The organism is Asanoa sp. NPDC049573 (genome assembly GCF_040676615.1).
Taxonomy (GTDB): domain Bacteria; phylum Actinomycetota; class Actinomycetes; order Mycobacteriales; family Micromonosporaceae; genus Asanoa.
The window spans coordinates 245,552-266,262 of sequence record NZ_JBFAPI010000005.1 but is presented as its reverse complement, the minus strand read 5'-3'; the positions used below and the strand labels follow the sequence as shown (position 1 = coordinate 266,262).

General features: G+C 71.3%; 23 protein-coding genes. 10 read left to right on the top strand and 13 right to left on the bottom strand.

Annotation, left to right across the window (positions count from 1 at the left end; translation table 11 throughout):
* Both AB0J74_RS14245 and AB0J74_RS14240 read right to left on the bottom strand, forming a co-directional pair.
* Window positions 1-518, bottom strand: a 518-nt coding sequence (locus tag AB0J74_RS14245; protein WP_363448152.1) for a hypothetical protein, incomplete at its 3' end; no start/stop codon positions are given.
* 388 nt (window positions 519-906) lie between these two features.
* Window positions 907-1,395: a MarR family transcriptional regulator gene (locus AB0J74_RS14240; RefSeq protein WP_363448150.1), complete on the bottom strand. Its 489-nt coding sequence runs from the start codon at window positions 1,393-1,395 to the stop codon at window positions 907-909.
* 95 nt (window positions 1,396-1,490) lie between these two features.
* Here AB0J74_RS14240 and AB0J74_RS14235 point away from each other — a divergent pair, with 95 nt between their 5' ends.
* Together AB0J74_RS14235 and AB0J74_RS14230 are read left to right on the top strand one after the other, a co-directional pair.
* The gene (locus AB0J74_RS14235) at window positions 1,491-2,543 is read left to right on the top strand and encodes an SGNH/GDSL hydrolase family protein (protein WP_363448149.1); all 1,053 of its coding nucleotides are present in this window, start codon (window positions 1,491-1,493) and stop codon (window positions 2,541-2,543) included.
* Window positions 2,544-3,017: 474 nt separating this feature from the next.
* On the top strand, window positions 3,018-3,434 hold the full coding sequence (locus tag AB0J74_RS14230) for a DUF3883 domain-containing protein (RefSeq protein ID WP_363448148.1): 417 nt from the start codon (window positions 3,018-3,020) through the stop codon (window positions 3,432-3,434).
* Window positions 3,435-3,450: 16 nt separating this feature from the next.
* On the opposite strand, the gene AB0J74_RS14225 is transcribed toward AB0J74_RS14230, so the two are convergent.
* Window positions 3,451-4,080, bottom strand: coding sequence for a glyoxalase (locus AB0J74_RS14225; protein WP_363448147.1), 630 nt, complete (start codon window positions 4,078-4,080; stop codon window positions 3,451-3,453).
* Between the two features lie 78 nt (window positions 4,081-4,158).
* Between AB0J74_RS14225 and AB0J74_RS14220 the strand changes: the two genes are divergently transcribed.
* Both AB0J74_RS14220 and AB0J74_RS14215 read left to right on the top strand, forming a co-directional pair.
* Complete coding sequence (locus tag AB0J74_RS14220; RefSeq protein WP_363448146.1) at window positions 4,159-4,506, top strand: MmcQ/YjbR family DNA-binding protein; 348 nt, start codon at window positions 4,159-4,161, stop codon at window positions 4,504-4,506.
* 154 nt (window positions 4,507-4,660) lie between these two features.
* On the top strand, window positions 4,661-4,909 hold the full coding sequence (locus AB0J74_RS14215; RefSeq protein ID WP_363448145.1) for a DUF6529 family protein: 249 nt from the start codon (window positions 4,661-4,663) through the stop codon (window positions 4,907-4,909).
* Between the two features lie 26 nt (window positions 4,910-4,935).
* Here AB0J74_RS14215 and AB0J74_RS14210 read toward each other — a convergent pair whose 3' ends face one another.
* The 7 genes from AB0J74_RS14210 to AB0J74_RS14180 form a co-directional block, all read right to left on the bottom strand.
* Window positions 4,936-5,247 carry a hypothetical protein gene (locus tag AB0J74_RS14210; RefSeq protein WP_363448143.1) on the bottom strand — a complete coding sequence of 104 codons (312 nt, stop codon included), beginning with the start codon at window positions 5,245-5,247 and terminating at the stop codon, window positions 4,936-4,938.
* Window positions 5,248-5,264: 17 nt separating this feature from the next.
* Window positions 5,265-5,669: a cytidine deaminase gene (locus AB0J74_RS14205; protein WP_363448142.1), complete on the bottom strand. Its 405-nt coding sequence runs from the start codon at window positions 5,667-5,669 to the stop codon at window positions 5,265-5,267.
* Window positions 5,670-5,674: 5 nt separating this feature from the next.
* The gene (locus tag AB0J74_RS14200) at window positions 5,675-6,802 is read right to left on the bottom strand and encodes a hypothetical protein (RefSeq protein WP_363448141.1); all 1,128 of its coding nucleotides are present in this window, start codon (window positions 6,800-6,802) and stop codon (window positions 5,675-5,677) included.
* A complete protein-coding gene (locus AB0J74_RS14195; RefSeq protein ID WP_363448140.1) occupies window positions 6,792-9,035 on the bottom strand; it encodes a xanthine dehydrogenase family protein molybdopterin-binding subunit in 2,244 nt (747 codons plus the stop codon). Before AB0J74_RS14195 ends, AB0J74_RS14200 begins: the two co-directional genes overlap by 11 nt.
* A gap of 70 nt (window positions 9,036-9,105) precedes the next feature.
* Window positions 9,106-10,089: a xanthine dehydrogenase family protein subunit M gene (locus tag AB0J74_RS14190; RefSeq protein ID WP_363448369.1), complete on the bottom strand. Its 984-nt coding sequence runs from the start codon at window positions 10,087-10,089 to the stop codon at window positions 9,106-9,108.
* Between the two features lie 2 nt (window positions 10,090-10,091).
* Window positions 10,092-10,628 (bottom strand): (2Fe-2S)-binding protein, encoded by a 537-nt coding sequence (locus tag AB0J74_RS14185; RefSeq protein WP_363448139.1) that lies wholly within the window; start codon window positions 10,626-10,628, stop codon window positions 10,092-10,094.
* A gap of 85 nt (window positions 10,629-10,713) precedes the next feature.
* The gene (locus AB0J74_RS14180; RefSeq protein ID WP_363448138.1) at window positions 10,714-11,967 is read right to left on the bottom strand and encodes an FAD-dependent oxidoreductase; all 1,254 of its coding nucleotides are present in this window, start codon (window positions 11,965-11,967) and stop codon (window positions 10,714-10,716) included.
* Window positions 11,968-12,044: 77 nt separating this feature from the next.
* Between AB0J74_RS14180 and AB0J74_RS14175 the strand changes: the two genes are divergently transcribed.
* Entirely contained in the window at window positions 12,045-13,103 is a 1,059-nt protein-coding gene (locus AB0J74_RS14175) for a methyltransferase domain-containing protein (protein ID WP_363448136.1), read from the top strand.
* Window positions 13,104-13,230: 127 nt separating this feature from the next.
* Window positions 13,231-13,467, top strand: coding sequence for a hypothetical protein (locus tag AB0J74_RS14170; RefSeq protein WP_363448135.1), 237 nt, complete (start codon window positions 13,231-13,233; stop codon window positions 13,465-13,467).
* 1 nt (window position 13,468) lies between these two features.
* Here AB0J74_RS14170 and AB0J74_RS14165 read toward each other — a convergent pair whose 3' ends face one another.
* Together AB0J74_RS14165 and AB0J74_RS14160 are read right to left on the bottom strand one after the other, a co-directional pair.
* A complete protein-coding gene (locus AB0J74_RS14165) occupies window positions 13,469-14,680 on the bottom strand; it encodes a deoxyguanosinetriphosphate triphosphohydrolase (RefSeq protein ID WP_363448133.1) in 1,212 nt (403 codons plus the stop codon).
* A gap of 10 nt (window positions 14,681-14,690) precedes the next feature.
* The gene (locus AB0J74_RS14160) at window positions 14,691-15,044 is read right to left on the bottom strand and encodes a VOC family protein (RefSeq protein ID WP_363448131.1); all 354 of its coding nucleotides are present in this window, start codon (window positions 15,042-15,044) and stop codon (window positions 14,691-14,693) included.
* 335 nt (window positions 15,045-15,379) lie between these two features.
* Here AB0J74_RS14160 and AB0J74_RS14155 point away from each other — a divergent pair, with 335 nt between their 5' ends.
* From AB0J74_RS14155 to AB0J74_RS14140, 4 genes are all read left to right on the top strand, one after another.
* Entirely contained in the window at window positions 15,380-15,760 is a 381-nt protein-coding gene (locus AB0J74_RS14155) for a hypothetical protein (RefSeq protein ID WP_116066072.1), read from the top strand.
* Window positions 15,761-15,864: 104 nt separating this feature from the next.
* The gene (locus AB0J74_RS14150; protein ID WP_363448129.1) at window positions 15,865-16,890 is read left to right on the top strand and encodes an ADAM 12 protein; all 1,026 of its coding nucleotides are present in this window, start codon (window positions 15,865-15,867) and stop codon (window positions 16,888-16,890) included.
* A gap of 57 nt (window positions 16,891-16,947) precedes the next feature.
* A complete protein-coding gene (locus tag AB0J74_RS14145; RefSeq protein WP_363448128.1) occupies window positions 16,948-17,442 on the top strand; it encodes a roadblock/LC7 domain-containing protein in 495 nt (164 codons plus the stop codon).
* A gap of 71 nt (window positions 17,443-17,513) precedes the next feature.
* On the top strand, window positions 17,514-17,885 hold the full coding sequence (locus AB0J74_RS14140; protein ID WP_363448127.1) for a hypothetical protein: 372 nt from the start codon (window positions 17,514-17,516) through the stop codon (window positions 17,883-17,885).
* 57 nt (window positions 17,886-17,942) lie between these two features.
* On the opposite strand, the gene ppdK is transcribed toward AB0J74_RS14140, so the two are convergent.
* The gene (gene ppdK / locus AB0J74_RS14135) at window positions 17,943-20,630 is read right to left on the bottom strand and encodes a pyruvate, phosphate dikinase (protein ID WP_363448126.1); all 2,688 of its coding nucleotides are present in this window, start codon (window positions 20,628-20,630) and stop codon (window positions 17,943-17,945) included.
* Window positions 20,631-20,711 lie beyond the last annotated feature (81 nt).

The following is a 20,711-nucleotide window of genomic DNA, read 5'->3' as shown; positions in this document are numbered from 1 at the left end:
GTCCTCGCTGACTCTCGGGCCGCCGTCTCCTTCGCCACCTCGGTCGCGGTCCTCGCTGACTCTCGGGCCGCCGTCTCCTTCGCCACCTCGGTCGCGGTCCTCGCTGACTCTCGGGCCGCCGTCTCCTTCGCCACCTCGGTCGCGGTCTTGGTAGCTACCTTGGCTGGTTCCTCGTCGGGCGACTCGTCCTCCTCGGTCTGGTCGTCCCGAGCTGGCTCGTTCTTGGCCTTCTCACCCTTGGCCTGGCCGCCGTCTTCCGAATCCTGGTCGTCGGCGCGGTCGTCCTGGGCGACTACCTCGCTGTCGCGGATCACGGCGTCGTCCTCAACCACATCTTCCGGCGAGCCACTCTCATTGATGGACTCACCGCCATGGCGGGAACCGCCGTCGCCGCTGGAGGCGTATTCGGTGAGTCTGTCCGTGAGTTCACCGGCGAGCGCGCCCACGAAGTCCCGCAGGCCCGCGACCAACTTGCCGCCGGTTGTACCGATTCCGTTACCGCTCGTACCCTGGCTCACCTGTCGTCCCCTCCGGAACCCCGCATCGACGCCGCCCATTCGGTGAGGCGGTCACCGATCCTGCCGGCGGCGCGCGCGAAGACGCCGATCGCGGCAGACTTGCGCAACGCGACCGAGCTTGCGCACTAGGCCTCGGCCCGACGCCGATGAGTGACCGCCCCGACGGTTGCCGGGGCTCCCGGCGCTGGCCGCGCGGCCACAATGGCCGCGTACCCGCGGTCGGCGCGGCGAAACGCGGCTTACGTCACGAAGAGAAGGTTTGGTCAGCGCTTCGGCTCGTCAACAACGTCAGAGCCCGACCCCGGCGGGTCCGGCAAATGACGGTTCTCACCGACCACGTTTTTCTGATCCTCCAAGGTCTGACCCTTCCGGGTGCCCTGCACCAGCCTCAACCGGCCGTGCGGCGTTTCCGTGGCGCGGCGGAGCGCGGGGGTTGCGATCGCATGTGGTCGCGGACCCGGGTCATGATGTCGCCCAGGTGGTGCACGTCCGCATCGGACAGAGACTCGAACAACAGCCGTTGTACGACCTGGATGTGCCCCGGCAGCACGCGCTCGACCAGGGCGGCCCCCTTCGGCGTGATGGTGACGAGGGTGGCGCGCTCGTCGTCGGGGCTGGGCCGGCGGGTGATGAGGCCGGCCTTCTCCAGCAGGCCGGCCTGGTAGGTCAGCCCGCTGCGGCTGTAGACCACCCCGTCGGCCAGCTCGGTCATCGTCAACCGGCCGTCGGCGGCGGCGAGCCGGGTCAGCAGTTGAAACTGCACGTAGCTGAGGTCGCCCTCGGTGCGCAGATGCTGCTCGACCTGGTGTTGGAGCAGGCTGACGGCTTCCGTGAGGGCGAAGTAGGCCCCGGGCTGCCGGGGATCGGGGCTGGTCATCACGATCACCGTACCTGTTTCGAACTCGAAGCAAGTGGCGAGCGTCACCCTCGTTTCGCTGTGCTTCGAATTCGAAGCAGATTACCGTCGTACGCATGACCTGGATCGCTGGTTTCCGCTCCGCCGTGATCAGTCCCTACGAGCAGATCAAGCTCAGCGAGCCGCGCGGCTTCGCCGACCAGACCGTGCGTCAGGTGCTCCATCTGGCCGGTGGTGGCTCGCGTCTGCGGGTACGCCTGACGAACCACTATGGCCGCGCCCCGCTGACGATCGGGTCCGCCGCGGTCGACGGTCGCGACCTTGCCTTCGACGGCGCCGGGAAGGTCGTCATCCCGCCCGGGCAGGAGGCGGTCAGCGACCCGGTCGACCTGGCCGTCGCCGACGACCTCGAGCTCAGCCTCTCCTTCCCCGAGGAGACCGGGCTGGCCACCTATTCGCACAAGCCGGCCGAACTCGCGCACATCGTGGGCGGCGAGTCGGTCGAAGGCCGGTTCTTCGTCTCGGGCGTCGACGTGGACGCCCCCGCCGACACGGCGATCGCGGTCGCCTTCGGTGACTCCTGGTTCGAGGGCGTCGGTTCGACGGTCGGCGCGAACCACCGCTCCGTCGACTACCTCAACCGCCGCCTCGACCGCGGTTGGGTGGTCAACCAGGGCATCGCCGGCAACCGCCTGCTCCGCGACGAGATCGGCGAACACGCGTTGGCCCGCTTCGACCGCGACGTGCTCGCGACGCCCGGCGTGACCCACGTGCTGGTGCACTTCGGCATCAACGACCTCGGGCTGCCCGGCATGGTCGGCGAGCCACCGGCCACCGCCGAGGCCCTGGTCGCGGGCTTCACGGAGCTGGCCGACCGCGCGCACGACGCCGGCTTGAAGATCGTGGTCGCCACCATCGGTCCGTTCGCGGGTGCCGTCTATCCCGGGATCAGCACGCCGGAGGGGCTGGCCACCCGGCGCGAGGTGAACGAGTGGATCCGCACCACCGACGCGTTCGACGGCATCTTCGACGTGGACCGGGCGGTCGCCGACCCAGCGTCCCCGGACCACATCCACCCGTCCCTCGACGCCGGCGACGGCATGCACCTCAACGACCTCGGCGCGCAGGCCATGGCCGGCGCCGTGGACCTGCGCACCCTCGCTCTGTAACGCGGCATCGCTGATCGTCGTCACACCCTGCCCGCTCACCCGGTGCCGCGGCAGGTCCGCCGGTCGTACGGTGAGCGGCCCAGAGGCTCTGCGGTGCGGGAGGACAACTGGTGCACTTCGTGCTCAACGGGGTCGGCCGGGACCTCGACCCGGAGGCTGTCATAACGAGGCTGCGAGACGTGGGCTACGTCGCGCTGCGGCACCTGCGCGCACTCGGATTCGAGATCGTGAACGGCGGCGCCCAGCCGGCACCGCGGTTCGCCTCGGTATCAGCCCCCGCCCTCACCCGACCCACGGGTAGGAGCTGGCCGCGGGAGGGCGCTGTGCAGGAGGCGCTCGCCGACCTTTTGAGGCGCCCGCGTACGACCGCTACCGCGACCTTGCTGCCCGCACCCGCACCGGTCGCCGCGCGGCGAACATTCACGTTGTCCTGCTCTCGGCTGACGGGACCTACAGCAGCGAATGGTGGAAACCATGACCGATCCACTCCGGCTGACAGGAAACCGGACCGTTGAGGATGCCGCGATCGCCTTCGTGGTGCGGTGGGAGGCCGAGCACGGCCGGACCGCCCGGGACATCCGCGGCACCGGAGCCGCCGCGGACGTCGCCGGGAGCGAGCGTGTCATCGAAGTGAAGGCGTACGGGCAGTCGGCGCGGGGTCAGGACCTCTGGCTCGAGCCGAGGCAGAGGTCCGAGGCGGCCGTCAACCCGCGGTTCTGGCTCTACGTCGTCGAAAACGTCCGGCAGGGCAACCCCGCCCACTTCCGGCTCCTCCAGATCGGCGGTGAAGATCTTCGGCGTCTTATGGAACGGGCCGTCGAACGTCGGTACTTCACCGTCCCGTGGCCGGTCGCCGTCTACGACGCGCTCGCCGCTCACCCGCCGACCTGAGAGCTCCGGTTCGCGGCTAACGCAGGGACCTGTCGTGGGCCGCTTCCCAGGCGAATCCGTCCGGGTCGGTGAAGGGGTCCGTGTCGCCGGCGATCGTGATTCGGTGCGATCCGGTGCCGTCCGGGGCGACGCCGGCGTCCTTGGCCAGGGCGCGACGGCGGTAGAGGGCCAGCTTGATCGGGCTCGACTCGGCCGCGAACTCGACGTACACGCGACCGAAGCTCTTCCCGACGGTCAGGCCCTGTTCGACGTAGAAGCGCTTGCTCGCGGCGATGTCCGCGACACCCAGCAGCAGCACGATCTGGTCGATCTTCCGGTCGGCGGGGCCGGTGTCCTTCTTCGCGGACGTCGCGATCTTCCAGATCGCCCCGTCCGGCGCTTGCAGGACACCGCCGTAGCCCCACAGCGACTTCGCCGCCGGCTTCAGCGTCGTGGCGCCGGCGGCGAGGCCCGCCTCGAACAAGGCGTTGACCGTGGCCGGCTGCGAGACCGTGAGCGAGAGCGTAAAACCGCGGAAGCCCGTCGTCGGCGGTTGCGCGTCGCGTAGCCGGATCCGGGTGGTGTCCAGGCCGAAGGCGGTGGTGTAGAAGCGGTGGGCGGCCGAGACGTCGGCCACGTCGAGGGTTACGGATTCGATTGCTGTCATGCCCACGACGCTATTGGCCCTGGGGCGACCGACGCTTCTTCATTCCTGACCGGTCCGGCCGGCGATATGGTGACCACCATGACCCGGGACGATCTGGTGGCGTATTGCCTGGCCAAGCCGGGTGCGTGGCCGGACGAGCCGTGGGAGGGCGACACGGTCGCCAAGGTGGGCAGCAAGATCTTCGCATTTCTCGGTGCCGGGCCGCCGCCGACGGTCGGGCTCAAGTGCGGCCCCAACCGCGAGGTCGCCGACGAATGGCTCAGGCGCTACCCCGACTCGGCGAGATCGATGGCCTACATCGGACGCTCGGGCTGGAACACGCTCACCGTCGGCACGGGCATCCCCGACGACGAGATCCTCGAGGCGATCGACACCTCCTACGACACGGTGGTCAGCAAGCTCCCGAAGCGCGAGCGCCCAACGTGAACGCTCGCGCTCGGCGTCTTCGGCAGGGTGCACACGCCGTGGGCGACGTTCCCTGGGCCCGGCCCTTCCGTCGATCTACGCGATGAAGGTCTGGTTCGGTCCAACTGGTCACGGTGCTGGCGATGTACGGCAAGCTCGGCCTACGCCGCCGGCCGTGGGTCGGCCCCGTGACCGCACGAGCGGCTTGCTGGCGTTCCTGCTGAGCCTGCCGGTCGCGGCCGCGTGCCTCTGGGCGTTCGGGCTCCAGTCCCTACGACGCCCGCGTGCTCACCCACGGCCTCGGCGCGATGTCTACGGCGCCTTAGTCGCCAAGATCCTCGTCCTGCACAGCAGCCGCCTGCAGGCTGGGCCCAGTCTGCTCCTGGCGACCGTGGTCGGCGCGGCCACGAGCAGCGCCTTCTAGTACGTCGCCACCCACGGCCTGCCGACCTAGCGCAGGCGCCGGAAGAGCGGCGTGCGGTGCGGCACGATCAGGCTGCGGATCATCTCATCGAGCGACTCTCCGCTGACCCGGTTGCGCGACGTCACCCGCTGAAGGTCCGCCACCGCGGCGTCGTAGGCGTTGTCGTCCGTCGAGGCGACGAAGACGTCCTCGCCGCGCGCGGTGATCTCCAGAACGTTTCCGAGGGCGTCGTACCCGTGGAACTCGCCGTCGACGACGTCCGTCGCCTCGAGCCACTGCGCGGCCAGGTCCGCGCTGGCGAAGGCAAACGCCTCGGCATCGGTGTCGACCACGACCACCGGGATGTCCCTGGCCGTCATGCGATCGCTTCCGGCCACTCGTGCTCGGGCAGCAACTCGCGCAGCGGCGCCCACCGGGTCGAGCCCAGGACCACCTCGGTGTCGAGGTTGTCCGGGTGCAGTTGGCGGATGAACTCGCGGCAGCGGCCGCAGGGCGGCAACACGTAGATGCGGTCGTCGCGTTCGTCGCGCCACACCGCGACGATCCGGGCGATCCGCTCCTCCCCCGCCGTCAGCATCGCCGCGATCGCGCTCGCCTCCGCGCAGAAGCCTGTCCCGCAGGCGGTGTCCACACAGACCCCGACGTAGCGGTTGCCGTCGAAGGTCAGCAGGGCCGCGCCGACGTCGCCGACCAGACGGCCCTGCAGGCGGCGCGGCGCGACCACCGCCAGCGCCGACGCGATCAGCTCCTCGAAATCCATGGACATCAGGCTAGGTCGCGGGCGAACGGCCAGCGGCGGCCGACGGCGACGTGGGTGATGACCGAGAAGGCCAGCGCGTTGAGGCAGGCGTGCACCACGAAGTCGCTGGGCTCCAAGTGGCCGAAGTCCACGGTGTGCGCGTAGGCGGTCAGGACCACGTAGAGGATCAGGGCCACCGCCGACACCACCGTGACCGACAGCCATTTGTCCATCACCGCCGTGATGTGCGGGCGGACCGCGTTCTCGAACAGCATCGAGACCGACAGCGCCGCCGCCGTGAAGGCCGCCGCGCCGGCGATGATCAGGCCGGGGCTGACCGCGAGATGGATCAGGGTGTACGTGGCCCAGCCACCCAGGATCACCACGGCGTTGGCCGCCGACAGCCGCAGCCAGCGCCGCCGGATCAGGTTGAACGGCCAGCCCCGCCACGTCACGTAGAGCCACGTCTGCCAGGCCCCCGTCGTCACGAGCAGCGCACCGAGCGACCCGCCGGACATCGGCCCCGTCTGCGTGTGCAACCCGGACCCGGGAGGCGGCCGCACATCGGCGACGAAGTAGTAGACCAGCAGCGCGGCGCCGAAGGCCAGCACGCCGGCCAGCAGCCCGGCCGGGATCCGCGGCAGCTTGCGCAGTGGCCAGCCCTCGCACACCAGCGTGAACTGGAGGATCGCCGCGAACGCGGCGCCGGCCAGCGGCAGCGTGGCGGGGAACGTCGGCAGGTGCCCGGGCCCGGGATTCGGGTCGAAGACGCCGCGCGGGTCGACGCCGCCGGCTATCAACTGGCCGAGAAACGTGAGCCCGACGCCTGCGGCGACGATGAACAGGGTGTTGAGCCAGCCGGCCAACCAGCGCGGCGCCAGTGCCGTGCCGGGCCAGTCCTCCCACCAGAACGCCACGACGGCGACCGGGACCAGGGAATAGGTGACCAGCGGGCCGATCACCACCAGCGATCGGGCCGGGCCGTCGAGCGCGAACGCCAGCGCCGCCGCGATCGGGATCACCAACAGCAGGCCGGACAGGCCGAGCCAGGGCTGGCGCGCGACGCTGCGCTGGATGGAGGCACGGACGGCCGGTCGTTGCTCCTGCGGCGGGGCGCTGATGACCGGCCGTTCGGATAACGCCTCAGCCGGCACCGTTCATCACTACCTCGGCGGTCATCGGCAGTTCGTTCATCCGCCGGCCGGTGGCGTGGAAGACCGCGTTGGCGATCGCCGCCGCCGCACCGACCTGGCCCACCTCGCCGACGCCCTTGACGCCCAGCGGGCCGACGACGTCGTCCTCGACCTCGACGAACTCGACCTGGATGTCGGGGATGTCGGCGTGCACCGGCACCAGGTACTCGCCCAGGTTGTTCAGCGCCCACCGCCCCGTGGCGCGATCGATCTGGTTGCCCTCCAGCAGCGCCTGCGAGAGCCCCCACAGCATCCCGCCGAGCAGCTGGCTGCGCGCCAGCTTCGGGTTGAGCACGCGACCGGGCGCGAACACGCCGACCATCCGCCGCACCCGGACCAGCCCCAGGTCCTTGTCGACCGCCACCTCGGCGAACTGCGCGCCGAAGGTGAGCAGGCCGTGCGGGGTGTCGAAGGGCGGCGGCGTCCACGAGCCCAGCGCCTCCAGGTCCAGCAGCCGGTTGCGCCGCAACAGGTCCGAATAGGACTCGGAGATCGACGGGTCCAGAGTGGAGGTCATCCGGCCGCCGGCGACCCGCACCGAACTGGGCGAGAGGCCGTGCAGCGGCGAATGCGAGTCGTTGACCGCGTGCGCGATCAGCTCGTTGCGCAACGTCGTGGCCGCGTTGTGCACGGCCGACGACGCCATCGTGGCGCCCATCGAGCCGACCGCCGATGTCGAGTTGGGCAGGTCGGTGTCGCCGGCCTCGAAGCGCAACACCCCCATGTCGACGCCCAGCCCGTCGGCGCCGACCTGCGACATCGACGTGGTCACGCCGATGCCGAACTCCTGCGCGCTGGTCTGGATGACGACGCTGCCGTCGTTGAAGATCCGGGCCCGGGCGTGCTGCACCGGCATGAAGAACGCCACCGGATAGCCGGCGCCGGCCACGCCGGTGCCGATCAGGTCGTTGCCTTCCTGCCGCACACCGGGCCTCGGGTCGCGGTAGGCCCAGCCGAACAGCGAAGCGCCCTTGCGCAGGCAGTCGGCCATGCCGTCGCTGGACCAGGTGTTGCCGTGGTTGTCGACCGGCGGGTGGTTCATGATGCGCAACTCGACCGGGTCCATGTCGAGCTCGTACGCCAGCCGGTCCATCCCGGTCTCCAGCGTGAACGAACCGAGGGACTCCCCCGGCGCCCGGGTGAACGTCGGCGTCATCGTGTTGCCCTTGATCAGGCTGTGCGTGCCGAGGTAGTTGTCACAGCCGTAGATCTGCGTCGAGACGCCGGTGGCCGGCTCGGCCCAGTCGTCGAACGGCGAGGTGACCGACGTCTTCTGGTGCCGGATCGCGGTCAACCGGCCGTCCCGGCCGGCGCCCAGGGTGATCCGCTGCTCCTGCTCCTCGCGGTGCCCGTTGGAGGTGAAGCTCTGCGGCCGGGTCAGCGCGAGCCGCACCGGGCGGCGGACGTGCCGGGCGGCCATCGCGGCCAGCGTCACGTGCGGCCAGACCATCGCCTTGGAGCCGAACCCGCCACCGACGAAATGGGTGATCACCCGGACGTCGGACAGCGGGATGCCCAGCAGGGTCGCGACCGTGAGCTGGCTCGCGCGGACCCCCATCGTCGAGTCCCAGACGGTGAGCCGGTCACCGTCCCACTGCGCGGTCGTCACGCCGGTTTCCAGTGGATTGTGGTGGTTGGCCGCGAAGTGATAGGTCGCGTCGACGGTGACCTCGGCCGAGGCCAACGCCGCCTCGACGTCGCCGCGCTCGTCGCGGGCCGGCAGCAGGCCACCGAAGAGCATTTCCGGCACGTACGCCTGGGAGCGCCCGTCTTCGATCGTGGCGATCGGCACGCCCACGTCGTAGGTGATGTCGAGCAGCCGGGCGGCGTGTGCGGCCTGCTCCTGCGACTCGGCGACCACCAGCGCGACCGGCTGACCCCAGTAGTGCACGACCTCGTCCTGCATCGGGAAGAAGCTCTCGCCCGGTGCGGGCTGGCCGGCCAGCGAGGGCAGCAGGTGCGGCTGGTTGGCGACCTTGGGCGTGTTCTGGTGGGTCATGATGCCCAGCACGCCGCCGGCCGCCTCGGCCGCGGTGGTGTCGATCGAGACGACCCGCCCGTTGGCGATCGAGGAGCCGACGATCAGCCCGTAGGCCAGGCCCGGCAGCACGACCTCGCCGCAGTAGCGGCCCGACCCGGTGACCTTGTCAGGCCCGTCGACCCGGTTGACCGGCTTGCCCACGACCGGACTCATGCCGCCGCCTCCCTTCGGTCGGCGGAGCACGAGCCCGCAGGGCTGAGTCGACTCCGCTCGCTTCGCTCGCTCATGCGATCACCTCGCTCAGCTCGCGGACGATAGCCCGCTTCGTGAACGGCACCTTGAAGGCGTTCATCGGACGGATGTCGGCGTCGTGCAGTTCGGCGTCCGCCGCGGCCGCGAAGTTCTCGACCGTCGCCGGCCGGCCGATCAGCGCCTCCTCGGCGCGGTGCGCCCGCCACGGCACGGTGCCCACGCCGCCGAGCGCGAGCCGCAGTTCGGCGACGTTGCCGGCGTCGTCGACCCGCATCGCGGTGAAGACCGAGACCAGCGCGAACTCGTAGGAGGCCCGGTCGCGGTGCTTGGCGTAGCGGGACGCGCGGGCGACCGGCAGGTCGGGAACGTCGATCGCGACGATCAACTCGCCGTGGGCCAGGGGGTGCTCGACGCTCGGGGTGTCGCCCGGCCGCAGGAAGAAGCTCTCGATCGGGATCGTCCGGGTCCCGTCGGGGCCGATCGTGCGGACCACCGCGTCGAGCGCGACCAGCGCCACCGCGACATCGGACGGGTGGGTCGCGATGCACTGGTCGGAGGTGCCCAGGATGGCGTGGCCGCGGTTGACGCCGTTCATCGCGGAACAGCCGCTGCCCGGCTCGCGCTTGTTGCACGGGGACTGGCCGTCGCGGAAGTAGGCGCAGCGGGTGCGCTGGCACATGTTGCCGCCCATCGACGCCATGTTGCGCAACTGTTCGGAGGCGCCCAGCAGCAGCGCCTGCGACATGCCGGGATAGCGCTCGAGGATGCGCGGTGCCCGGGCGACGTCGGTCATCCGGGCCATCGCGCCGATGCGTACGCCGCCGTCGTCGATGTCTTCGAGATAGGTCAGCGGCAGGTCGTTGACGTCGACCAGCAACGACGGCGAGACCACGCCGAGCCGCACCAGATCGATCTCGGTGGTGCCGCCGGCCAGGAACGCGCTGTCCGGGTTGGCGCTGACCGCGGCGACCGCGTCGTCGATGGAACCGGCCCGGAAGAAGCTCAACGGCCGCATCGTCACCGACCCCCGTCGCCGTCGTCGTCGGCGTCGCGGACCGCGCGGATCGCGGCGTGGATGTTCGGGTACGCCTGGCAGCGGCAGATGTTGCCGCTCATGTGCTCGGCGATGTCGGCGTCGGTGGTGGCGTTGCCCTCGCGGATCAGCGCGACCGCCGACATGATCTGCCCCGGGGTGCAGTAGCCGCACTGGAAGGCGTCGTGGTCGATGAACGCCTGCTGCATCGGATGCAGTTCGCCTTCCTGCGCGAGCCCCTCGATCGTGGAGATCTGGTGTCCCTCGCAGGTCATCGCGAGCGTCAGGCAGGCCAGCACCCGCCGGCCGTCCTGCCAGACCGTGCAGGCGCCACAGGTGCCCTGGTCGCAACCCTTCTTGGTGCCGGTCAGGTCGAGATGGTCGCGCAGCGCGTCGAGCAGGCTGACCCGCGGTTCGAGCTCGACCACGTAGGTCGAGCCGTTGACGTCGAGACTGACCGGCACGCTTTCCGGACCTTGCACACCCGTGACCGCGGCCGCGGTCGACTGGTTGATAGCCATCGCTCGCTCCTCGGCACTTAGCAGCCAGAACCCCAGCATTGCCGGGCCGGCCGAGGGCGTGCGGACGATCGGGGAATCCGGCGTGCTATCCGTCGAGAAGCGTGGTGAGGGGCACGTTGGGGTCGGCGAGGCGGTCGAGGTCGACGTCCTTGCCGGTGTAGCCGGCACGCACGAGTTTCTGGATATCGTCCTGGACGTCCCATACGTTGACGTTCATCCCGGCCAGCACGTGCCCGCGCCGCGTCCAGAACACCATGAACTCCGGCGCCTTGCCGTCCACGATGGACGGGTCGCCGCGGAACACCACCCGGTCGTAGCCGCCGCGCGGGAACCAGCCGGCCAGCTCCATGCCCAGGTCGTACTGGTCGGTGAAGAAGTAGGGCAGCCGGTCGTAGGAGACCTCCTGCCCGAGCATGGACCTGGCCGCCACCGGCCCACCGTTGAGCGCGTTGGCCCAGTGCTCCACGCGTACGTGCTCGTGCAGGAGCGGGTGGTAGGAGGACGCGACGTCGCCGCAGGCGTGGATATCGGGGTCGCTGGTGCGCAGGGCGGCGTCGGTGACCACGCCGTTGTCGACCCGCAGCCCGGCCGAGCGGGCCAGCTCGACGTCGGGCGCGATGCCCACCGCGACCACCGCCGCCGACGCCGGCACCTCGGTGTTGTCGTCGAGCACGGCGTGGGTGATCCGGTCGCCGAGGCCGCCGAGCTCGCGGACCTGCGTGTCGAAGTGGAACTCGACGCCGTGCGCCTCGTGCAGCGCGCGGAACACGGCGCCGGCCTCGTCGCCGAGCACCTGCCGCAACGGCGTCCGGTCGGACTCCACCACCGTCACGTCGCAGCCGTAGTGGCGGGCCGCGGCGGCGATCTCCAGCCCGATCCAGCCCGCGCCGATCACCAGCACCGGGTCGCCGGCCCGCAGCGTGGCGCCGAGCGCCTCGGACTGCTCGATCGTGCGCAGGTAGTGGACCCGGGGGCCTTCACCGCCGGGCAGCTCCAGGGTGCGCGGCGAGGAACCGGTGGCCAGCAGCAGCTTGCGGTAGGGCAGCGACTCGCCACCCTCGAGGGTGACCCGGTGGCCGGCCGGATCGATCGCGGTCGCCCGGGTGCCGAGCCGCAACTCGATCCGCTGCTCGGCGTAGAACGCGGCATCGTGGACGAACGCCTTCTGCCGCTCCTCCTTGCCGAGCAGGTAGCCCTTGGACAGCGGCGGGCGCTCGTATGGCAGCTGCTCCTCCGCGCCGACCAGCACGATGTCGCCGTCGAAGCCCTCGGCGCGCAGCGTCGACGCGGCACGCGCCCCGGCCAGCGAAGCACCCACGATCACGAACTGGTCGCTCATCCGGACAGTCTCCCAGAAACCACACACGGTCGCGTTTTACGCGGTGCGATGTTCGCCCGGTGGCTAACGTCCTTTTGATGACGCAGACCGCGGAAGAGTTCGCCGACCGCATGTTCCGTTCGGCGCTGGGCACGGCGGAGATGCTCTCGGTCTACCTGGGCGAACGGCTCGGCTGGTACCAGGCGCTGGCCGACGGCGGCCCGGCCAACCCGCAGGAGCTCGTCGAGCGGGCTTGCGGGGTGGAGCGGTATGCCCGCGAATGGCTCGAGCAGCAGGCGTCGTACGGCATCCTGACCGCTTCCGGCGACGGCCGGTTCACCCTTCCCCCGGGCGCCGCGGAGGTGCTCACCGACAGCAGCAGCCTCAACTACCTCGCGCCGATGGCCAGCGCGTTCGCGGCGGCCGCGATGCAACTGCCGGCACTGGTCGGCGCCTACCGTGACGGCGGCGGGGTCGGCTGGTCGGCCTACGGCACCGAGATGCGCGAGGCGCAGGCCGAGCTGAACCGGCCCTGGTTCGAGCACGCGCTGCCCGCGGCGCTGGCCGGCGTGCCGGCGCTCGACGAGGCGCTGCGCCGGCCCGGCGCCCGGATCGCCGACGTCGGCTGCGGCGCGGGCTGGTCGTCGATCGCGCTGGCCCGGGCCTACCCGCAGGCGCGGGTCGACGGCTTCGACGTCGACAAGCCGTCGGTGGCGATTGCCACCGCGAACGCCCGCGACGCGGGCCTGCGCGGCCGGGTGGCGTTCCAGCTCGTCGACGCGGCCAGCGGGCTGCCCGGCACCGGCGACTACGACGCGGCGTTCGCGTTCGAGTGCGTGCACGACCTGCCCCGGCCGGTCGAGGTGCTGGCGGCGATCCGCGGCGCGGTGCGGCCCGGCGCGCCGGTCGTGGTGATGGACGAGGCCGTCGGCGAGTCGTTCCTGGCACCTGGCGACGACGTAGAGCGGCTGATGTACGGCTTCAGCACGCTGGTCTGCCTGCCCGACAGCATGTCGCACGCGGACTCGGTCGGCACCGGCACCGTGATGCGCCCCAGCGTGCTGCGCCGCTATGCCCGGGAGGCCGGCTTCGCCGATGTGGAGGTCCTGCCGATCGACGACTTCGGGTTCTTCCGGTTCTACCAGCTGACCCACTAGGTATACCTACACGCTTGGTCCGGTGCGGCTAAGGAGGGTGCGGCCGGGAAGTTAGGGAACGGCTCCCGATGTCGGGGTGCGCCCGTCCGAACAGGATGGATACATCACCGAGACCGAGGAGCCCCCGATGTATCAGCACCCCGACCTGATGCTCACCATCGCCCACGACCACCAGCGCGACCTGATCGCCGACGCCGACCGCAAGCGGCTGTTCAACCGGATCAACCGCCGCCGGCACGGTCGCGGCCGCGCACGCGCCGACCAGGAGCCCTCCAGACGCGTCCGGCTGACCCCGGGTGCCTTCGCGGTGCGGGCCCAGGCGGTGGGCGCGCTCGCCCTGCGCGACGTCGGCCCGGCGCACTGAGCTACCGCGTCAGGCGGTGGTGCCACTCGACCGCCGAGGGGTCGGTCAACGACGCGACCTGGTCGATGACCACCCGCAGCCGGGCCGGGTCGTCGGCGGCCGCCTTCCATTGCGCCGAGAACGCCGGGTCGAGGCCCTCCGGTGCCCGGTCGAGCAGCACCGCGGCGAGTTCGGTGAGCACGTCGCGCTGCCGCTCGTAGCGGTCCCGGGCGCCGGGCCGGCGCATCACATAGCGCAGCGCGATGCCCTTGAGCAGCGCGCACTGCGCCCTGATCAGCGGCGGCACGACCAGGTCGGCGGCGTAGCGGCGCAGCGCGCGGGCGCCGTGCGCGGCCCGGGTCGCCTCGACCGCCGCCGCCACGAACCGGCCGGTCAACACGCTGGTCATCGCCTTGAGCGCGGCCTGTGCCCGCTGGCTGCCGTCGTGGTCGGCGACCGAGACCAGCGCCGGGTCGGCGAGTAGGTCGTCGAGCACCGGCGCGAGCGCCGAGGGCGGCTCCGGCGAGTACGCGTCGGCGGCCGCCCGGCAGACCGCCGCGCGCTCGTCGGCATCGTCGATCAGCAGGCGCACCCGCACATACCCGCCGTGGATGCCGTCCTCCACGTCGTGCACCGAGTAGGCGACGTCGTCGGCCCAGTCCATCACCTGGGCCTCCAGGCAGCGCCGCTCCGGCTCCGGCGCCGCCTGCCGCAACCACCCGAAGACCGGCAGGTCGTCGGCGTAGACGCCGAACTTGCGCCGACCCTCCTGGCGCTGCCAGGGATATTTGCAGGTGGCGTCCAGCGAGGCCCGGGTCAGGTTGAGCCCGGCGCCGAGCACCTTGGCCTCCAGCCGGGTCAGCACCCGCAGCGTCTGCGCGTTGCCCTCGAAGCCGCCGCACGCGCGGGCCAACTCGTCGAGGGCGGCCTCGCCGTTGTGCCCGAACGGCGGATGCCCGAGGTCGTGTGCGAGCCCGGCCACGTCGACCACGTCGGGGTCGCAGCCGAGCCGGGCGCCCATCTCGCGGCCGATCTGGGCGACCTCGAGCGAGTGGGTCAGCCGGGTGCGCAGGAAGTCGTCGGTGCCGGCCATGTGCACCTGGGTCTTGGCCGCCAGCCGGCGGAACGCCGCCGAGTGCAGCACCCGGGCCCGGTCGCGCTCGAACGGGCCACGCCCCGCGCCGGTGTCCTTGGGCGGCTCGGGCACCCAGCGCTCCGGGTCGCCTGTGATCACACGGTTAAACCTACTGTTTCGGTGACAGGACGCAGAACTCGTTGCCCTCCGGATCGGCCAGCACGATCCAGCCGGCGCCGGCCGACTGGCCGACGTCGACGTGCCGCGCACCCATGTCGACCAGCCGCTCGACCTCGGCCTCCTGGTCGTCGGGGCGCAGGTCGATGTGCAGCCGGTTCTTGCGCTCCTTGGCCTCGGGCACCGGCACGAAGATCAGGCCGGGCACCTCGTCGGGCAACCGCCGGATCTCCACCTCGTCGGGCTTCTCGTAGGTGATCTGGTAGTTGAGCGCCTCGGCCCACCACCGGGCTAGCCGGGCCGGGTCGCGCGCGTCGACCACCAGGTTCTCCCAGCGATTGCCCATGAAAGACCTCCGATGCGGACACGCGGATGGACGGGAACGACAAGGTGTCCGCCAGGTTACGCCCACGATCGCCGGTGCGCCCTCCTTGGTGGCCATGAGGGCGCAGCGGGGCACATGCCCATCTCGACCCGGTTTGGCAATACCCGATCAGTCCATAGTTGCTGGCCGATCGCCGAGGGTGAGACAGCTGCGGACGATCTTCGCCCCGGAGTAGTTTCGCGGAAGCACATCGTCATGGCCGGCGCAGCCGCCGGCCCCGACCCGTTACCCGGGATTCTCGTGCGCCCTCTGGCCGGAGTGGACGCGGGAGGCAACACCCGGGTGGAGGAGCACGTGTGTCCGGCATAGACGACTGCCTCCGGCAGGCGATGACCATCCCCGGCGCGATCGGGGCGAGCGTGGTCGACTACACGACCGGTTTCGCGCTCGCCTGGGCGGGCAATGCGCCCACCGGCGACCCCGACGCGTCCGCCGCTGGTTCGTCCGACGTCATACACGCGGCGACCAGCCGCGCACCTTTCGCGTCGACGCGCCCCAACGACCTGGTCGAAGACGTGGTCATCACGACGCACGGTGGCTACCACCTGCTCCGGATGATCCGCACCGACTTCGACAGCCGGTTGCTGCTCTACGTGTGGCTCGACCGCCACGAGGGCAACCTGGCCGTCGCTCAGCGGCGCATCCGCATCCTCGCCGACGACCTCGTCGCGGCTTAGCCGCTCCACCGACCCCGGTGACCTACCCGCACGCGGCCTCGGCCGCCCCGGACATGTCCCCTAGATCCGAAAGGCCCGTCGCAATCGACCTGTCAGGAGGAGCGTTGGCCAAGTCCGTCCGGATCCCCCGCACGGGCTCGCCACGGCGCGCCCTGACCCAGCTCGCCACCGCCGGCGCGACCGGCGCGCTGCACATCGGCACCGACGACTGCCTCTACCTGTTCGCCGGCGAGGTGGTCTTCGCCGAGTCGGGCAGCTCCCCCGGCATCGGCGACCTGCTCACCGCGTCCGGCCGGCTGGCCGAGCAGACCTGGCTGGCCGCGCTGGCCCGGGGCGGCGCGGCCGGCAAGGCCGACGTGCGGCCCGGCGCCTGGCTGGTCCAGCAGGGCCACCTCACGCACGGCGAGCTCGAGCTGTGCGTGCTCGGCGCGATCTACGACGCCGCCTACTTCGCGCTCGGTTCGGCCAGCGCGGTGTTGCGCTTCGTCGACGGCGAGACACACGGCATGGGCGCGGTCACCTCGGTCGAGGCCGCCGTGCTGAGCAAGGAGTCGGCCCGCCGGCGCAAGCTGCTCGACGAGATCTACCCCGAGCCCGGGCTCGACCACGCCCCGCTGCTGCCGATCCGCCGCCCACCCACGCCGCGGGTGGTGCTCTCCGCGCTGCAGTGGGAGATCGTCGGCCGCGCCGACGGCTCGCTCGCGCCGACCGCCATCGCCCGCGCGCTCGGCCGTGCCGGCTACGCCGTGCTCACCGAGGTCCGCAGGCTCGCCGCCAGCGGCCTGGTCGCGCTGCCCGCCGGCGCCCTGCCGCTGCCGATACACAGTGGACGCGACGAGCGGCCCTCGCGCGGCGCGCCGCCACGGGTCGCCGAGCCCGCCACCAGGGCCCGGGTCGAGGTGCCCCGGCGCCGCGCCCCGGCCGAGCCAGACGGCGCCGCCCCACCCATCCGCGCCTCCGTCCCGGCGCCGCCGGCCCCACCCGGTGCGCTGCCCGCATTGCCGCGGCGGGCGCCGGGCGAACGACTACCTGTCCTCCCGGACCCGCCCGAGAGCACCTCCCCACCGCCCGTCCCGGCCGACGAGGCGCTACTCAAGCGAATCCGCACGGCGCTCAAGGCGCTGCGATGAGCCGCGGCCCGCCGGCACTGCCGGCCGCCGACACCCAGACCGAAGGAGAGACCGCCAGTGGACACCGATCACGCGATCGCCGCCGCACTACGCACGCTGCGCGAGGTCCCAGACGTGGTCGGGTCGGTCCTGGCCGGCCCCGACGGGCTGCTCATCGCCAGTGACGTCGACCGGGTCGAGCCCGACACGGTCGCCGCGATGGCCGCGGCGACGGTCGGCCTCGGCCGGCGCTTCGCGGAGACGGTCGGCCTCGGCATCCACCGCGAGACGGTCATCCAGGCCGACGGCGGTTGCCTGGTCAGCTACGTCGCCGGCGCCGGCGCGCTGTTGACCGTCGTCGCCATGCCCCAGGCCAACCTGGCCCTGGTGCACCGCACCTCCCGCGTCGTGGCGCAACGGCTCGGCGCTCTCGTCGAGACGCTCGCCGCCCAACCCCCGGGGCGGTCACCCGCCGGCGGCAACCCGCCACCGGCGCCGCCGGCGCGCGAACCGCTGCCCCGCCGCAACACCCGCACCACCGGATCGGGCCGACCCAGCGCCGCCCGGTCCTGAACACCGGCCCCCGGCCGTCGTCGGCTTCGACGGCCTGGGCCGCAGGCCCGAACCCAACGGAGGACAGGCTCATGACTGACATGGACACCGCACTCAAAGAGTGCATGACGATCGAAGGCGCCATCGGTGTCGCGCTCGTCGACTACACCAGCGGCATGTCGCTGGGCGTGGTGGGCGGAGGAAAAGACCTCGACCTCACGGTCGCCGCGGCCGGCAACACGGATGTGGTGCGGGCGAAGCTGCGCACGCTCGAGATGCTCGGGCTCAAGGAGGGCATCGAGGACATCCTGATCAGCCTCGACACGCAATACCACCTGATCCGGCTGCTGACCGGTCGGGCCGGCAAGGGCCTGTTCCTCTACATCGCATTGCAGCGCAGCCGCGCCAACCTGGCGATGGCCCGCCACCAGCTCCGCAAGATCGAAGCGGAGATGGAGCTCTAGGCCGTCCCCTCGCACGCCGCGCCCGCCATGGGAGGTGGTGGGCGCGGCGCGCCGGGCTCAGCGGCTGTCCGAGCCGCCCGTCTCGACGGCGGCGCGGCCGGCCTCGAGGCGGGCGATCGGCACCCGGAACGGTGAGCACGACACGTAGTCGAGGCCGACCTCGTGGAAGAAGTGCACCGAGTCGGGGTCACCGCCGTGCTCGCCGCAGACGCCCAGCTTGAGATCGGGACGGGCGGCCCGGCCCTCGTCGATCGCGATCCGGATCAGCCGGCCGACGCCGTCGCGGTCGATCGACTCGAACGGCGAGATGCCGAAGATGCCCAGTTCCAGATAGCGCCAGAAGAACGCGCCCTCGACGTCGTCACGGCTGAAGCCCCACGACATCTGGGTCAGGTCGTTGGTGCCGAAGGAGAAGAACTGGGCCGCCTCGGCGATCTGGCCCGCGGTCAGCGCGGCGCGCGGCACCTCGATCATCGTGCCGATGAGCACCTCGACGCCGCTGTCGGCGACCACCTCGGCGATGATCCGCTCGGCCTCGGTGCGCACCGTCTCCAGCTCCTGCACGGCGCCGACCAGCGGCACCATGATCTCGGGCTTGGGCGCGCCGCCGGCCTTGGCCCGTTCGACCGCGGCCTCGACGATCGCGCGCACCTGCATCGCGAACAGGCCCGGGATGACCAGGCCGAGCCGCACACCGCGCAGGCCCAGCATCGGGTTCTGCTCGTGCATCCGGCGCACGGCGGCCAGCAGCTTCTCGTCGCGGCCGGCGTCTTCGCCCCGCTCGTGCGCGACCGCGACGTGCACCGCGAGCTCCTCCAGCGACGGCAGGAACTCGTGCAGCGGCGGGTCGATCAGCCGGATGGTGACCGGCAGCCCGTCCATCTCGCGGAAGATCTCGACGAAGTCGGCCCGCTGCAACGGGAGCAGTTCGGCCAGCGCGGCTTCCCGCTCGGGCGGGGTGTTGGCCAGGATCAGCCGCTCGACCAGCTCCCGCCGGTCGCCCAGGAACATGTGCTCGGTGCGGCACAGCCCGATCCCCTGCGCGCCGAACCGGCGGGCCCGCGCCGAGTCGGTGCCGGTGTCGCTGTTGGCCCGCACCGCGAGCCGGCGCCGGGCGTCGGCGTGCGACATGATCCGGTGGACGGCGGTGACCAGGTGGTCGTCGGCCTGCTCCGGGTCGAGCGTGCCCTCGAAGTAGCGGACCACCTCGGAGGGCTGCACCGGCACCTCGCCGAGGTAGATCTTCCCGGTGGTGCCGTCGATGGAAATCACGTCGCCCTCGGCGACCGTGGTGCCGTTGACCGCGAACTTCTTGCCGCGCACGTCGACGTCGAGCGTGTCGGCGCCGCAGACGCAGGTCTTGCCCATCCCCCGGGCGACCACGGCCGCATGGCTGGTCTTGCCGCCGCGGGAGGTCAGGATGCCCTGTGCGGCGATCATGCCGGGCAGGTCGTCGGGGTTGGTCTCGCGGCGCACCAGGATCACGTCGTCACCGCCGGCCGCCATCTCCTTGGCCGTCTGCGCGTCGAAGACGACCTTGCCGACGGCCGCGCCGGGCGAGGCGCCGACGCCCTTGGCGAGCTGGCCCGGATTGCTGGACAGGTCGAAGCGGGGGAACATCAGCTGGGCCAGTTGCGCCCCCGTGACCCGGTGCATCGCCTCGTCGAGGTCGATCACGCCCTCGTCGACGAGCTGGTTGGCGATGATGAACGCGGCCGCGGCCGTGCGCTTGCCGACCCGGGTCTGCAGCATCCAGAGCTTGCCGCGCTCGATGGTGAACTCGATGTCGCAGAGGTCCTTGTAGTGCTCCTCCAACGTGGTCATGATCCGCATCAGGTCCGCGTACGACGTCTGGTCGAGCTTTTCCAGGTCTTGCAGTGGCACGGTGTTGCGGATGCCGGCGACCACGTCTTCGCCCTGTGCGTTGGCCAGGTAGTCGCCGTAGACGCCCTGCGCCCCCGAGGCCGGGTCGCGGGTGAAGGCGACGCCGGTGCCGGAGTCGGAGCCGAGGTTGCCGAAGACCATCGCCACCACGTTGACCGCGGTGCCCAGGTCGGTCGGGATCCGCTCCTGCCGGCGGTAAAGCACCGCGCGGTCGGCGTTCCACGACTCGAAGACCGCGCGGATCGCCAGGTCGAGCTGCTCCTTCGGGTCCTGCGGGAAGTCACGCCCGGTGTGCTTGGCGAAGATCTTCTTGAACGAGCCGACCAGGGTACGCAGGTCGTCGGCGTCCAGATCGAGGTCGTTCTCCGTGCCCTTGCTCTGCTTGGCCGCGTCGATCGCGTGTTCGAACTCGTCGCCCGGCACGTCGCAGACCGTCTTGCCGAACATCTGGATCAGCCGCCGGTAGGAGTCCCAGGCGAACCGGTCGTTGCCGCCGGCCTGCCGGGACAGCCCGTCGACGGACGCGTCGTTGAGCCCGACGTTGAGGACCGTCTCCATCATGCCGGGCATCGAGAACGCCGCGCCGGAGCGCACCGAGACCAGCAGCGGGTCGCCGGGCTCGCCCAGCTTGCGGCCCATCGCCGACTCGAGGGCGTCGAGGTGCTTGGCGATCTCGTCCGCCAGGCCCTCCGGCTGCTGCCCCGAGTCGAGGTAGGCCCGGCAGGCCTCCGTGGTGATCGTGAACCCGGGCGGCACCGGCAAGCCGATGTTGGTCATCTCGGCCAGGTTGGCGCCCTTGCCGCCGAGCAGGTCGCGGAGGTCCTTGTTCCCTTCCGCGAAGTCATAGACGAACTTTGTCACCGGAGTCCTCCCGCGCGCTCAACACTGAACGACCACTCAGTTACCCATTCCCACCGTGGGCGCAGGTTAAGCGAGGTTCCA